This is a genomic window from Pectobacterium sp. CHL-2024 (assembly GCF_044751765.1).
Classification (GTDB): domain Bacteria; phylum Pseudomonadota; class Gammaproteobacteria; order Enterobacterales; family Enterobacteriaceae; genus Pectobacterium; species Pectobacterium brasiliense.
In genome coordinates, this window is the sequence record NZ_JBIXKO010000019.1 from 17,020 (window position 1) to 32,039 (window position 15,020).

Annotated in this window: 12 protein-coding genes; 5 read left to right on the plus strand and 7 right to left on the minus strand. The window is 53.0% G+C overall.

Annotated features, from left to right (window positions below; all coding sequences use genetic code 11):
• The 3 genes from ACIPUG_RS19070 to ACIPUG_RS19080 form a co-directional block, all read right to left on the minus strand.
• A complete protein-coding gene (locus tag ACIPUG_RS19070) occupies positions 1 to 480 on the minus strand; it encodes a PTS sugar transporter subunit IIA (RefSeq protein ID WP_039313703.1) in 480 nt (159 codons plus the stop codon).
• Positions 481 to 528: 48 nt separating this feature from the next.
• Positions 529 to 2,079: a BglG family transcription antiterminator gene (locus ACIPUG_RS19075; RefSeq protein ID WP_400339737.1), complete on the minus strand. Its 1,551-nt coding sequence runs from the start codon at positions 2,077 to 2,079 to the stop codon at positions 529 to 531.
• 432 nt (positions 2,080 to 2,511) lie between these two features.
• Complete coding sequence (locus tag ACIPUG_RS19080) at positions 2,512 to 4,914, minus strand: TonB-dependent receptor domain-containing protein (RefSeq protein ID WP_400339739.1); 2,403 nt, start codon at positions 4,912 to 4,914, stop codon at positions 2,512 to 2,514.
• A gap of 274 nt (positions 4,915 to 5,188) precedes the next feature.
• Between ACIPUG_RS19080 and ACIPUG_RS19085 the strand changes: the two genes are divergently transcribed.
• Positions 5,189 to 5,692 (plus strand): SUKH-3 domain-containing protein, encoded by a 504-nt coding sequence (locus ACIPUG_RS19085; RefSeq protein ID WP_039462713.1) that lies wholly within the window; start codon positions 5,189 to 5,191, stop codon positions 5,690 to 5,692.
• Here the strand turns inward: ACIPUG_RS19085 and ACIPUG_RS19090 are convergent.
• Positions 5,689 to 5,937 carry a hypothetical protein gene (locus ACIPUG_RS19090; RefSeq protein ID WP_131546539.1) on the minus strand — a complete coding sequence of 83 codons (249 nt, stop codon included), beginning with the start codon at positions 5,935 to 5,937 and terminating at the stop codon, positions 5,689 to 5,691. The genes ACIPUG_RS19085 and ACIPUG_RS19090 overlap by 4 nt on opposite strands.
• On the opposite strand from ACIPUG_RS19090, the gene parC reads away from it, so the two are divergent.
• From parC to ACIPUG_RS19110, 4 genes are all read left to right on the plus strand, one after another.
• Positions 5,920 to 8,190: a DNA topoisomerase IV subunit A gene (parC, locus tag ACIPUG_RS19095; protein ID WP_400339743.1), complete on the plus strand. Its 2,271-nt coding sequence runs from the start codon at positions 5,920 to 5,922 to the stop codon at positions 8,188 to 8,190. The two genes, ACIPUG_RS19090 and parC, sit on opposite strands and share 18 nt — an antisense overlap.
• Positions 8,191 to 8,340: 150 nt before the next feature.
• On the plus strand, positions 8,341 to 9,078 hold the full coding sequence (locus ACIPUG_RS19100; protein WP_014913902.1) for a 1-acylglycerol-3-phosphate O-acyltransferase: 738 nt from the start codon (positions 8,341 to 8,343) through the stop codon (positions 9,076 to 9,078).
• A gap of 102 nt (positions 9,079 to 9,180) precedes the next feature.
• On the plus strand, positions 9,181 to 10,596 hold the full coding sequence (gene ftsP / locus ACIPUG_RS19105) for a cell division protein FtsP (protein WP_039282743.1): 1,416 nt from the start codon (positions 9,181 to 9,183) through the stop codon (positions 10,594 to 10,596).
• A 447-nt stretch (positions 10,597 to 11,043) separates the two neighbouring features.
• Positions 11,044 to 11,718: a GntR family transcriptional regulator gene (locus tag ACIPUG_RS19110; protein ID WP_240477607.1), complete on the plus strand. Its 675-nt coding sequence runs from the start codon at positions 11,044 to 11,046 to the stop codon at positions 11,716 to 11,718.
• 47 nt (positions 11,719 to 11,765) lie between these two features.
• Here ACIPUG_RS19110 and dkgA read toward each other — a convergent pair whose 3' ends face one another.
• The 3 genes from dkgA to ACIPUG_RS19125 all read right to left on the minus strand — a co-directional run bounded on the left by dkgA (position 11,766) and on the right by ACIPUG_RS19125 (position 14,895).
• A complete protein-coding gene (gene dkgA / locus ACIPUG_RS19115; protein WP_014913905.1) occupies positions 11,766 to 12,593 on the minus strand; it encodes a 2,5-didehydrogluconate reductase DkgA in 828 nt (275 codons plus the stop codon).
• Between the two features lie 394 nt (positions 12,594 to 12,987).
• Positions 12,988 to 14,151: an alcohol dehydrogenase gene (gene yqhD / locus ACIPUG_RS19120; protein WP_014913906.1), complete on the minus strand. Its 1,164-nt coding sequence runs from the start codon at positions 14,149 to 14,151 to the stop codon at positions 12,988 to 12,990.
• A 3-nt stretch (positions 14,152 to 14,154) separates the two neighbouring features.
• Positions 14,155 to 14,895 (minus strand): NADPH-dependent oxidoreductase, encoded by a 741-nt coding sequence (locus ACIPUG_RS19125; protein ID WP_014913907.1) that lies wholly within the window; start codon positions 14,893 to 14,895, stop codon positions 14,155 to 14,157.
• Positions 14,896 to 15,020: the final 125 nt, after the last annotated feature.

Genomic DNA, 15,020 nt, shown 5'->3' on the forward strand with positions numbered 1-15,020 from the left:
TTATGTCGGAGTGACGGGCGCTGTTTCTGCGTACTGACTAAACAGCCGAATAATTTTATGGGGATCGGATTCGTCCAGCAGTTGAGCAATCACCTCATCATCAGCCAGCGCACTGGCAACCTGAGACAGCAGGCGAATGTGTGTCGTGTTCTGATCTTCCAGACGCACGGCAAAAAGAATAATGCAGCGAACCTGGCTACCGTCCAGCGTCTCCCAGGGAATATCCTGACGGGTGCGGCCAATCGCGAGCGTGGTTTGTTTGACGGCGGAGGATTTCCCATGAGGGATCGCAATATGGTTTTCAAAACCGGTTGAGCCTTCGGCTTCACGTAACCAGACATCGTGAACAAAATCCTGTTTATTGGTAATAGCGCCATCGGCATACAACAGATCGGTTAATTCATTAATGGCTTCATCTTTATTGGTCGCGGACATGTTTAACTTCACGCGATTGGCATTCAGTATTTTATTGATATCCATTGAGCACACCTCATCTATAAAATTAAAAAATTAACGTTCGGCCGAGAATCAGTGAGGGACGGCCTGATGCAGCTGATTAGTGATAACTTTTTCGGTCACGCGCTTAATGTCATCATCGTTAAAAAAGGCAGAAACATAGACGACAGGAATGTGTTGTTCTTCCAGATGAATCGTGGAAATAATCAGTTCAATTTCTTCCTGCTGGCAAAACGTTTGCATATTGCTGGCCGAGATCACGCCAACAATAATCCAGTCAGGAAACGCGCGCAGAATACGGTTTTTTAACAGGTGTGACGTTCCTACACCGCTTGAACACACCACCAGAATACGTTTATGCGCAATTTGGCGTTCCAGCGCGGCTTGAAAATGAATGGTTAGATAGCCGACTTCATCCTCAGCGACCGGTTTTAATTGAAACCGCTGACAGACTTCACTCATGACTTGCTGAGTCATTTCATAAATATCGACAAATTCGCTTTTGATATCGTCTAATAATGGATTTCGAATATGTATTTGGTATTTCAAACGGTTCAGCAACGGCTTAATGTGAATAAGCAATCCTTCATGTAATAACTTATCCGTGCGCAGGTCGATATTGATTAAATCAGAAAATATCTGCGTCAAGGCGCGCGTAATTCTGCGTGATTCACCGTTAGAGAATTGATAACGCAGCAGTTGGTTATTTTCCCGCTCCTCCATCACAATGCCCGAAGAAATAATATATTGATAAATGAACCAGATTTCATCAGAAGGCAGCGTGCTCTCGACCCGCTGCTCTATTTGGCTCACCATGTTTTGAGCGATAGAGAAGATGCGATTATCAACCTGCTGGAGAACGGATTCTTCCGCCATCATTAACGCTTTCCCCTGCGCAATCCGGTGCATCATAATTAAGGTATGCGTGAAAATGTTGATGTAATAAGGCTCGCCGAGCGGATAAGAAAGCTGCTGCTCCATGCCTTGTAACAGTGATTCGACGAAGGACACGTCTTCTTCACCGAAATAATTAATCAGCGCCTTATAGCTGCCGGGGTCGAGACGAGAATGGCTAAGCGGGCCGGGTTCTTTATGGTGCATTACGTCATTAATGAGCGAGGCCATCGCCTGACGCACCTGATTCTCACTGCCTTCAATGTGCGTGCCGCTCTGACTGCGTACCAGCGCCAGCCCCAGTGGATGTAGCCAGCTTTCGATGATTTTCAGATCGTTAACGATAGAGGCGCTGCTGATAAAATAGCGTTCTGACAGCTTGCTGATGGACGTTTCATGAGGCGTATCGCTTAACAGCTGCGAGGCAATTTTGACGCGGCGAGCATTGTTGATGAGGGCATCGGTGTCCCCGTCGTCCACGACAATTTGCTGTTCCAGCAACGCGAGGTGTCGGTCGTCATCCGTGGTTAACATGATTCCCGCACCGACCTTTTTGTCTGGATAAATATTCCAGACAGAAAGGAAGGCTTCGACAAATTGCATATCGCGATAGACAGTTTTTTCCGACACATCCAGGTAATGTGCAATATCTTTAACCGTTACATATCCCTGGTGTTGTAACAGATATTTCAATAAACGGTTCTGGCGGGAGGTGAGTGGCTGCATCATATTACCCTCATGAATTTTTAGATTTTCTGATGCTTATCGAATTGATAACTTTTTCTAAATAATTTCCTGTTTTATTTTCTCTGTGCGTTTATTTAAATAGAATGCTGTAGTGATTAATCTAGTCGTGATAGTCGATAGGGACAATACTAAATGCTGTCCGCTGAATAGGACAAAATTAAAACATGATGCTGACGGAATATTAATTGAGATCGCGATCACGTTATAGCTTGAGTTAAGTCAGACGCTCTTATCGATATATTTATTCTTTTATCCTGAAGAAATAACGATATTGGCGTCATTAAACGGGATGTTGCGGGAAGAGCGTGTAGAGGAAAATAAAAAGGCAAGAAAACCGTGGTACGCATTCTTGCCGAGTTGTGGCGATGCCCGAATGAGGCACCGCCTTTTTTATTGAATCGTGAGCGACGCGGATTAGAAGTCCACGTTCACACCCAACTGGAAGGAACGACCAGGTTGCACGGAGAGGGCGCGGTCATACTGTCCCTGCCGATCGTTGGTTTCGATCTGACGGCTGCTGAGATAATCCCAATACTTACGGTCAGTCAGGTTATACACGCCACCGTTGACCTTCACGTTCTTGCTAATGCGATAGTAGGCGGTCAGGTCAACCATGCCATAGCCGGGAATACGCATATATTCGGTATTCGAGGTGGCGATCGCGTTGCCAGCATTGGTATAGCTTTCACGGCTGGTATCCTTCGCCTGCTTCCCTTTCTGGAAGGTCGACGTCAGGGCAGCACCGTAGCGCTGAGCAGGATCGTCGTAGGCAATACCTATCACGGCTTTCATTGGCGCAACGCTGTCGAGATCGACATAGCGGTCGCCGAGGTAGCGCGATTGCGATTGGCCTTTGGTATAGCCAAACGCCAGCGTGGTGCTGAGCCCATCAACCGCTGGGAACCAGGTGCCTAGCTGTATTTTGCTGCTGACTTCTCCGCCGTAGATATAAGCCTTATCGCGGTTTTCCGCCTGATATATCGTACTGATATTGCTTGGCACATTGACGAATTTATCGGGGTTAGCGTTACGACGGTAGCGGGTATTGGCGATAAAGTTCTTATACGTGTTGTAGAACAGCGCGGTGCGGAAGGTGACCCCCTCCGTCGCTTCCCCTTTTAATCCCCATTCTACGTTGTTGCTGGTTTCCGTCTTGAGGTCGCTATTGCCGATAAAGGCATACTGAGCTGGTCCGGCATAGTTGGCGTCCAGGTTGGTGCTGCCATAAAGCTGGCTGGCATCCGGGAACTGTGCGCCACGACGGTACTGCACATAGGTTGTCAGCGTAGGAGTGATGTCGTAGAGGAAGCTCAGTGAAGGCAGGACTTGCGTATCGCTGTTGGCTTTGCCGTACAGTCTGTTGACATCGGATTCACTGATGACACTACCGTCACCGCTCAGGCGAACCGTGTTGGTCGGTTTGGTACGCTGATGGATAGCGCGCACGGCAGGGACAACCGAGAAGGCGTGCCCCGCCAGATCCCACGTAGCGGTATCCTGCACAAAGCCGCCGACGGTGTAGCTGTTGCTATCGGCTTCCGGCTGCATGATGTTATTGGCACCCGTTTGGTTAGGCGACTGCCTGAACGGACGCTCTGTTTTGCTTTGGCTGGCGTTAAGGCCCCAGCTGAACTCGTGGCGATCCCAGCTTTTCACCATATGGGTATCGAACCCATAGGTGGTGACATTGTAGTCAGAATAGACGCGATGGCTATCTGCTGCCGCCATCCCTGTGGTTGCGGGCAGCCAGGTATTGTCGTGTGATTCGCTGTTTTGGAAGTAAATGCGGCTATCAACCAAATCGACCAGCGTGTTGTTAACGGGCGTCCAGCGATCTTTCAGGCTGGCGGTCCAACGGCGTGTTTCGCTGCTCTGTTGCGCCGTGCCGTAAATGGTGTTGTTGCCGCTTGGCAGACTACCCCAGTAGTCATAATGGGTGTGGTTAGTTTTATGGTAATAATCCAGCGTACCGGTGAGCTGATGCTCGTCGTTAGCCTGCCAAATGCCGGACGCCAAAATGGCGTTAGAGTGCCAGTTGGCGGGGTAAGCGGCGATCTCGTCGCTGTTATTACGCGTTTGCTGGCCGTCACGGCGGCTAAATACGACCACACCGCGTAATTCGTCATCACCGCCTGCTGCGGTGATGCCATTATGCCAACCATGGTTGGCGGAGTCGTAGTCGCTCTGAAAACCGAAGTAGTCCTGCTTGCCTGCTTTCAGATAGTCATCGGCAGATTTTGGCCGGAAGGAGACGCTGCCCCCGAGCGCGTTGACCGTATTTTCTGCGGAGGTGACGCCTGACTCAATATCGACGCTGCTGTACACGTAAGGGTCGATATAGTCGCGCCCCATGCCGAAGGTATTGAATCCGGCACGGCTGGCATAGCTGCGGCCCGTGGCATTGGGCAGGGCGATGCCATCGGTATCGATCGCAACACGGTTGCTTTCAATGCCGCGAATGTTGTAGCCCGTGTAACCGCCGCGGTCGAAGCCGCTTTTCCCTGTATTACTGCCGCCGCTGGATCCGGTTGCGCTCACCAAAGGTTGATAGCGCATGATTGTGCCGAAATTGTTGCCGCCTTCTTTTTGCATATCTGCGGCCGTCAGCGTCGTGCTTGAACCGGCCTTTTTCTCGACTTTTGGCGCGTGAACCGTCATCACATCGTCAGTCTGTCCCGCTTTCGCCGCCGAATCGTCTTGGTTCTTCACGTTGAGTGCGTTGTTACCTGTGGTGCTATCCGCTGCCATGCTGTTCAGCGCGACGCCAGTCAAGATGCCGGTGAGAAGAATTTTATTTAAATTCTTGTTAATTAACATAATGATACTCTGCTATAAGGTTGTTCTGGCCAGCGGCGTTGGGGAAACATGGCGTGCTGGTCGCTAACGTCTGCAAGGGAAATGCAAAACGGCGAATAACATTAATTATCATGTGGTAATGATAATTATTATCAATATGCTAAGCATTATCATCTGTTGTTGCAACGATGATGAATAATTCTTAATGAAACGGTATGTTTGCTATCAAAACGGAAGCGACGGGCGATGAATCAACGCTGACTTTTCCTTAGCCGCAACTGCGAGATGACGAACAATGCCGATTGAAATACCCGAATCCGTTCTTCCACTGTTTCACGCGGCGGGCTGGCCGCGTGCTGAAGCGCAATCCATTCCGCCGTTTGTGCCAGAGAATCACCCAGCCTTCGCCATCCTTCACGCGTTCAGCGGGCTGACGGTCGGGCAGTGCGGTGCAGGGGAAGCGTGTGCCAGCGGCGACATCGCTTTTGGCGGCAGCGAGGATTTGCAGCAGGATGAAACGCTGATTGAGTGGCAAGGTATTCTGAACACGACGCTGATTCTGATCGGCGAAACCCATCATTCGCACGGCGCTCTGCTGATGGATGACGCAGGAACTTGCTATGGGATGAGCTTTATACATGAGGCATTCTGGCTTGAAGGCGCGTCTTTCGGTGCTGCGGTTGAACGTATTCTGCTTGGCCGTAAGGGGAAACCGATGCTGCGACCCGACCAGCCGTCAATTTCCGTGTACGGCGAAACGATTACCGCAGATCACCCGAGCGTTCATCGCTACCGCTAGCCACCTTCTCCGGCAACCATCGGATTCACTTCGGCAATCGCCTGATGCGATGATTCTCTGAGGCGGCATCGTTCCCCGTGGCGCGGTTCCCTGCAACGTAGTTTTCTGCGAATGGTTCCCTGTGACATCACCTCATCAGATAAGGTACTATTCCCGCCAAACATACCGCCGCTATGGCGTGCCGGAAAGCGTAACCATCGCGCCGCGATGTGAGGGAAGTGAGATAAATGAGTGAGATGACTCATGACGGCGCAGAAAGCCTTGCGCTGCGCACGTTTACCGAAAATGCATATCTGAATTATTCCATGTACGTCATCATGGACAGGGCATTGCCGTTCATTGGCGATGGCCTGAAGCCTGTGCAGCGTCGCATCGTGTATGCGATGTCCGAGCTGGGACTGAATGCCAGCGCCAAGTTTAAAAAATCTGCCCGTACTGTGGGTGACGTGCTGGGTAAATACCATCCGCACGGCGACAGCGCCTGCTATGAAGCGATGGTGCTGATGGCGCAGCCGTTCTCTTATCGCTATCCGCTGGTGGATGGTCAGGGGAACTGGGGGGCGCCGGACGATCCTAAATCCTTCGCGGCCATGCGTTATACCGAATCGCGGCTGTCCAAATATGCGGAAGTGCTGCTGTCTGAACTCGGGCAGGGCACGGTAGATTACACCCCGAACTTTGACGGCACGATGCAAGAGCCGAAGATGCTGCCTGCGCGTCTGCCTAATATTCTGCTGAACGGCACTACCGGGATCGCCGTCGGGATGGCCACGGACATACCGCCGCACAACGTGCGTGAAGTTGCCGCCGCCGCAGTGATGTTGCTGGAAAACCCGAAAGCCTCGCTGGACGAGTTATTGAAGCATGTCCAAGGGCCGGATTTCCCGACAGAAGCTGAAATTATCACGCCGCGTGATGAAGTGCGCAAACTCTACCAGAATGGCCGTGGTTCCGTGCGTATGCGTGCGGTGTGGAAGAAAGAAGACGGTGATGTCGTGATTACCGCGCTGCCACATCAGGTTTCCGGTGCCAAAGTGCTGGAGCAGATTGCCAGCCAGATGCGTGCGAAGAAACTGCCGATGGTCGAAGACCTGCGTGATGAATCCGATCACGAGAATCCAACCCGTCTGGTGCTGGTGCCACGCTCAAACCGGATCGATATGGATCAGGTGATGAACCACCTGTTCGCCACGACCGATCTGGAAAAAAGCTATCGCGTTAACATGAACATGATCGGTCTGGATGGTCGCCCGAGCGTGAAAGGGCTGGTCGAGATCCTGAGCGAGTGGCTGGTCTTCCGTCGCGACACCGTGTGCCGCCGTCTGAACTACCGTCTGGAAAAAGTGCTCAAGCGCCTGCATATCCTTGAAGGCTTGTTGATCGCGTTCCTGAATATCGATGAAGTCATCCATATCATCCGCACGGAAGATGAGCCGAAGCCCGTTCTGATACGCCAGTTCAGCCTGAGTGAAACACAGGCTGAAGCGATCCTGGAGCTGAAATTACGTCATTTGGCCAAGCTGGAAGAGATGAAAATCCGCGGTGAGCAGGACGATCTGGCAAAAGAGCGCGATCAGCTTCAAGCGCTGCTGGCGTCAGACCGTAAGCTCAGCAACCTGATTAAGAAAGAAATTCAGTCCGATGCGCAAGCCTATGGTGACGATCGTCGTTCGCCGCTGCGTGAGCGTGGCGAAGCGAAAGCGATGAGCGAGCACGACTTTGTGCCGTCCGAACCGGTTACCATTGTGCTGTCAGAAATGGGCTGGGTACGTAGCGCGAAAGGGCATGACATCGATCCTGCCGGACTGAGTTATAAAGCCGGCGATAGCTTCCGCGCCGCCGCGAAAGGCAAGAGCAATCAGCCTGTGGTGTTCATTGACTCCACCGGCCGCAGCTATGCGCTGGATCCGATCACGCTGCCTTCTGCACGCGGTCAGGGTGAGCCGCTGACGGGCAAACTCACGCCGCCGCCGGGCGCGACGATTGAACAGGTGCTGATGGCCGCAGACGATCAGCCGTTGCTGATGGCATCCGATGCGGGCTACGGCTTCGTCTGTACCTTCAACGATCTGGTGGCGCGTAACCGCGCGGGTAAAGCGATTATTACGCTGCCGGATAACGCGAAGGCGTTGGCACCGATCGAGATCAAAGGTGACGATAACCTGCTGATGGCGATCACCGCCGCAGGCAGAATGCTGCTGTTCCCTGTCTCCGATCTGCCACAGTTGTCGAAAGGCAAGGGCAACAAGATTGTGTCCATCTCCTCGGCTGATTTTGCGGAAGGGAAAGACCGTCTGACCTGGCTGTATCTGCTGCCACCACAGGCTTCCGTCACGCTGTACTTCGGTAAGCGTAAGCTGGTGCTGCGTCCGAACGAGCTTCAGAAGTATCAAGGGGAGCGTGGGCGGAAAGGCACATTGTTGCGTGGGCTACAGCGCATTGACCGAATTGAGGTGGATGCACCACAGCAGATTAGCACCGGCAGCAGCGAAGAATAATTCCTCCATACTGTCATGTGCATGTTGAGAAAGGCGGTGTCATACCGCCTTTCTTTAGTTTCCGGTTGCCATCTTGCAGCAAATTGAATCACCGTGTGTTTTAGCGCGAAATCGCTATACTAGCGGCGGCTGTCGGCTAATGAGGTTGCTATGTTATCCATTTTGCGTTTTTTTATTGTCGTTATTTTTTCGATTTTGATCTGTATTTTTGGCTTGTTTTACTGCCTGTTCAGCCCTCGAAATCCCCGCCATGTCGCGACCTTCGGCCATCTTTTTGGTCGCTTGTCCGTGGTGTTTGGTCTGAAAGTAGAAATGCGGATACCGGAAGAAGCTGCGCATTACGGCAACTGCATCTATATCGCGAATCATCAGAACAACTACGATATGGTCACGGTATCCAGCGCGGTTCAGCCGCGTACCGTTACCGTGGGCAAGAAAAGCCTGCTGTGGATCCCGTTCTTCGGGCCACTGTATTGGCTGACAGGTAACTTGCTGATTGACCGTGAAAACCGCGCTAAAGCGCATGGCACCATTGCCCAGGTCGTGAAGCATATTAAAGAGCGCAACACATCTATCTGGATGTTCCCCGAAGGTACGCGCAGCCGTGGACGCGGCCTGCTGCCATTCAAAACCGGTGCCTTTCATGCTGCGATTAGCGCAGAGGTGCCGATTGTGCCGATTTGCGTTTCTACGACCAGCAACAAGGTGAAGTTGAACCGCTGGAATAACGGACTCGTTATCGTAGAAATGTTGCCGCCGATTGATACCCGCGCATATACCAAAGATCAGGTTCGCGAGCTGGCTGCACACTGTCATGATGTGATGGCGGCCAAGATTGCGGAGCTGGATGCGGAAGTCGCGGCGCGCGAAGCAGCAGACAAAAAATAAACTTACCCCATCGAGTTACGCGATTATTTCTTCCGATTGTCTATCCAAGAACGAATCGGAAGATAAACTTTGCTTACGGTTTATTGGATTTACGGAGTCCTTATGTCACTCAGCCGACGTCAGTTTATTCAGGCATCGGGCCTTGCGTTATGTGCGGGTATGACGCCACTGGCAGCCAAAGCCAGTGGGAATCCCGCCGCATTGCCGATACCGCCATTACTGGAGTCGCGCCGAGGCCAGCCGCTTTTTCTGACCATGCAGCGTGCCCATTGGGCATTCTCCGGTGACCGTAAGACCTCCATTTGGGGAATCAATGGCCGCTATTTAGGGCCGACGGTGCGGGTCTATGATGGCGATGACGTTAAGCTGATTTACAGTAACCGCCTGAATGAGCCTGTCGCGATGACGATCGGCGGCTTGCAGGTGCCGGGGCCGTTGATGGGCGGCGCGGCTCGCATCATTTCTCCAGGAACCGATTGGTCACCAGTGTTGCCCGTTCGTCAACCAGCGGCGACCTGCTGGTATCATGCGAATACGCCGAACCGCATGGCACCGCATATCTATAACGGGCTGGCTGGGCTATGGCTGGTGGAAGACCGAGCCAGTAAGGCCCTGCCGCTGCCCAATCACTACGGTGTTGATGATTTCCCACTGATTATTCAGGATAAACGACTGGATAACTTTGGTGTCCCTCTCTATAACCCGCCTTCTAACGGTGGGTTCGTGGGCGACTCGCTGCTCGTCAACGGCGTGCAAAATCCCTTTGTTGAAGTGTCCCGTGGCTGGGTGCGCCTGAGGTTGCTGAACGCGTCGAACTCTCGGCGTTACGTGATGCGGTTGAGCGATGGGCGAGCGATGCATGTGATCGCCAGCGATCAGGGGCTGTTGCCGGCACCGATGGCGGTAAACCAGCTTTCTCTCGCGCCCGGCGAACGGCGCGAAATTCTGGTCGACATGTCGCAAGGCGAAGAAGTGACGCTAACGGCAGGTGAGTCGGCTGGGATTATGGATCGTCTGCGCGGGCTGTTTGAGCCTTCCAGCATCCTGATTTCAACGCAAATACTTACGCTGAAGCCGACGGGGCTGTTGCCATTAGTCACGGATAACCTGCCGATGCGTTTGCTGGCCGACAACATCATTGAAGGTAGCATCAGCCGCACGCGCGAATTCCGTCTGGGTGATAGTCTGCCCGGCATCAATGGCGCGATGTGGGACATGACGCGTGCCGATGTACAAACCCAGCTTGGCCGCTGTGAGCGCTGGATTATCCACGCCGACACGCCGCAGGCTTTCCACATTCAGGGCGTCAAGTTTCTGGTGCGCAGCGCGAATGGTCGGCCACCAGCGGTGGAAGACAGCGGCTGGAAAGATACGGTGTGGGTGGATAACGATGTCGAGCTGCTGGTTTATTTCACACAGCCTTCCTCAATGGCGTTCCCCTTCCTGTATTACAGCCAGACGCTGGAACTGGCCGATCGCGGCTCGACGGGACAGCTCATCGTACAGCCTGCGATGTAAACCAACCGCTAGCCTGCCAGCTTCTCCGCGCCCCCCTTTTGCTGTGACAAAGGTAACGGCACCCGTCTGATGCGCTGCTTGCTCGTCAGACGGCAGTGTTCCCGATCCCCATCTGTTTCTTAATGTGATCCACCTCTATTCAGACAAACCACAATTAAAGATGCAGAGCCGCGCGGACGATACCTTATATATTGATGTTGCTATTAATTAAGGGTGAATTGCGTTTTGCGTCGCGCACTGTTCCGGATCTGATTATTGCTAAAAGAATATTTTTTATTACAACAATGTCAGCGTCCGAGCGTTTCGTTTCGCTATGAAATCAGGTTCACTTTCTGTTTTAACCTGTACGCAGCCAGAACGCTGCGTCACTAAAAGGGCTGCACTATGCGGGAATTACTGCTTTGGGTCAGGGATCAGCTGGCTGGAGCGCCGTCGGCGCCTCGGTACATGCAGCTCGCGTCGTTGCTTGAATCAGAAATCGGCCGCCGTAAGACGTTATCCGGCCAGTTCTTACCCGCCGAAAGACTGATTGCGCAGCAGTTGGGATTATCGCGCGTAACGGTTTCCCGTTCCCTGTCACTGCTGGAAGAAAAAGGGCTGATTGTGCGCCAGCAGGGGGTGGGAACCCGCGTGGCTCAACGGCTTAACTACGCGCTGAGCACAGAGGATGAAGGGTTCACTGCGCTGATATTGAAACAAGGCGGCGTCGCCGGCAGCCTCTGGTTAGAAAAGGCAATACAGGTTCCACCCGCAGCCATCGCCGCGAAAATGTCTCTGCCCGAAGGTGAGGCCGTCACCTATCTGCGACGCGTCCGGCTCAGCAACGGCGAACCCGTTTCGCTGGAAACGACCTGGATACCGCAAGAATTTCTACCCGACCCCGAAGCGCTTGAGCAGTCTCTCTATCAATATTGGATGGCGCGTGGCGTCACACCTGACAAAAAACGCTATCGTTTCAAAGCGATTGCCTGTACGGCAGAAATTGCTGCGCTTCTTGGTATTGCGGCGGGGGCTCCAGCGCTGTATTGCCAACTGCATGTTTATAACGAACGGGGTGAACTGCTGGAATACAGTGAAGCACATTGCCGTAGCGATGTGTATGAGATTCAGTTTGCTGATTAGATGAGAAGAAAAATGCCAGCCCGGTGAAGGCTGGCATCGAAGGTAGATTAGTCGTTTCTCGGTTCGTCAGGGTCCGATCCCAGACGTTTCCCGCAGTCCAGCTTGGCAATTTCACTGAGCTCATCTTTATCCAGACGGAAATCAAACACCTCGAAGTTTTCCTTGATACGCGACGGCGTGACCGATTTAGGAATCACCACCAGCCCGCTGTCCAGATGCCAGCGGATCACGATCTGTGCCGGCGTTTTGCCGTATTTTGTCGCCAGTTTACGGATAATGGGATGGTCAAAGACGCCTTCGCCGCCCTGCGCTAGCGGGCTCCAGGATTCCGTCTGGATATGGTGGATAGCATTCCAGGCATGGAGCTGTCTTTGCTGGAGAAGAGGATGTAGCTCGACCTGATCGATGACCGGCAATACGCCCGTTTCTTCTTTTAACCGCTGTAAGTGGTGAATATGGAAATTACTGACGCCGATACTTTTCGCCAGACCCTGTTCCTGGAGTTTGATGAGTCCGCGCCAGGCATCCACGAAGGTGTTCTGTTGCGGGAGCGGCCAGTGAATCAGGTAGAGATCGATGTAATCTAACCGAAGTTTTCTCAGGCTCTCTTCCAACGCTTTTTGGGGATCGGTGTGATCGCCATTCCAGAGCTTGGTGGTGATGAACACCTCTTCACGCGGCAGGTTCGCGGAACTCAGTGCCTGACCAACGGCCTCCTCGTTCTTATAAATCGCGGCGGTATCGATCGCCCGATAACCGATGGACAATGCTTCAGTCACGGCGATCACCGTGTCCTCACTGCTTGCTCGCCAGACACCAAGGCCCAACTGGGGCATGATATTGCCGTCCGCCAGCTTAACTTTCGGTTGCGTCATCTCATTCTCCTTTTATATCCGTTAATCCATAAAAGTATCATAGGGTTAACTGGATGGGCGACCTGTTCATATCACGGAAATAGGACAACGTGATCCCTCGCAGGAACAGGCATATGCTTTCATTCTAGTAGAAAAATTCGTCGGCTATACAGTGCCTGATGATAAAGGGAGCCGATTGGCTCCCTTTAACAGACACAGCATTGAGGGTATATACTCGTCATACTTCAAGTTGCATGTGCGTTGGCTGCGTTCACTCACCCGAATCACTTACTTGAGTAAGCTCATCGGGATTCCCTCGCTTGCCGCCTTCCTGAAACTTGAATTATTTAGAGTATCGATATGGTTAAACGATAGTGTTTTCTCCTCTAACTTGAATGATTAGGGGGAGAGGCGCTTAGCGTGCCGCCTCGTAAATCTTCTGGCTTTCTTCCAGCGTGATGTCGCGATGTTCGCCCAGAGCAGTCAGGCCGTGCTCGCTGAGTTTGGCGACCAGCGTCGGAATGGAGCTGCCATCCAACTGATAGTCAGACATACGGGTCGGTACGCCCATTGTCTCGAAGAAGTCACGCGTAGCGGCAATCGCACCGTCGATACGCTGATCTTCGCTACCGTCACGCAGGTTCCAGACGCGCTCGGCGTATTGCAGCAGCTTGTCGCGTTTCTGGGCTTTTCTTGCCGTCAGCATGGCAGGCAGAACGATAGCCAGCGTCTGGGCATGGTCAAGACCGTGCAGCGCCGTTAATTCGTGGCCCAGCATGTGGGTTGACCAGTCCTGCGGCACGCCTGCGCCAATCAGGCCGTTCAACGCCATCGTAGCGCTCCACATCACATTGGCTCTGACCTTGTAGTTCTCCGGTTCAGCCAGCGCGCGTGGGCCTTCTTCAACCAGCGTCAGCAGTAAACCTTCCGCAAAACGATCCTGTACTTTGGCATCGACGGAGTACGTCAGGTACTGCTCAACCGTGTGAACGAAGGCATCGACCACGCCGTTCGCGATCTGGCGAGCAGGCAGGGTGTACGTCACGACCGGATCGAGCACGGCGAAAAGCGGTTGAGTGTGGCGTGAGCGGAAAGCGAGCTTATCGTTGGTCGATTTACGCGTGATGACTGCGCCGTTGTTGGATTCCGAACCGGTCGCTGGCAGGGTGAGCACCGCCGCCATCGCGACGCCGCGATCGATTTCCGCGCCGCCGGTTTGCAGAATATGCCACGGATCTTGTGCGGCCTGATAGTCTGCGGCGGCAGCGATAAATTTCGTGCCGTCGACGACAGATCCACCGCCAACCGCCAGCAGGAAGTCAATCTTCTCCGCCCGGACGACCTCGACGGCCTTCATCAGCGTTTCGTAAGTCGGGTTCGGCTCAATGCCGGAAAACTCACGGACATTGCGGCCTTCTAAGGCACGATAGACCTGATCCAGCACGCCATTGTGCTTCACGCTGCCGCCGCCGTAGGTGATGAGGATACGGGCATCGGCAGGAATTTCTTTGCCTAATTCAGCAATCTGGCCTTCGCCAAACAAAATCTTGGTAGGGGTATGAAGTGTGAAATTTAGCATAGGTTATTTGTCCAGTTTAAAGCCCTGTTGGAGGATCGCGGGTAAGACTTTCGGGAAATAAATGTGCTGATAGTAGCTGGCGGTGTTATCACCCCAGTTGTCGCCGTCTGCGCGGCCGGTTTGCTGCCAGTGTGCCACCAGCGTTTGGTTATATTGCTCAATCGCCGCAGGCAGAACGTCCTGATGATAGGTTTCATCATGGCGGAAGGAATTCAGCGGCAGGCGCGGTTTCTGATGCGCAGGGGTATCCACGTAGCCAATCGCAACGCCTGCAACGGGGAACGTCAGTTCAGGCAGTTCCAGAAAGTCGATCATCGCCTGTGGGTCGCGACGAATACCGCCAATCGGGACGATGCCTAGCCCAAACGAGCGTGCGGCGGCCATCAGCGTGCCGAGCGCGATGCCGACATCCGTTGTGCCGGAAATCAGGCTTTCGAGGCTTTCATGCGCGTGCTGCTGCTTATCGCTCATGGCAATCCCAACCTGCGTTTTATGCATATCCAGCACTACGGTGATGAAGACCGGTGCCTGGGCAATCCACGGCTGGCCGCCAGCTAATTCGGCAATGCGTGCTTTGCGTTCCGGGTCGCGGGTGACGATGAGCGAGACCTGCTGAGAGTTCACGGACGTCGGTGCCAGATGCGCAGACTGAATAATGGCATCCAGCACGTCATCGGGAATCGCTTTATCAAGATAGCTACGTTCACTGCGGTGTGAGGTGAACAGTTCAATCGTTTTATTCATGTCTTTTCCCGTGGGATGAAAGGATAACGGTATGCTCAGTATTGTCATCAACCCACGTAAGACGTTCAATGCACATTTCTGTTTGCTTATTGCCTATTTCTCCAAAATACAGGAGAAAAGGGTGA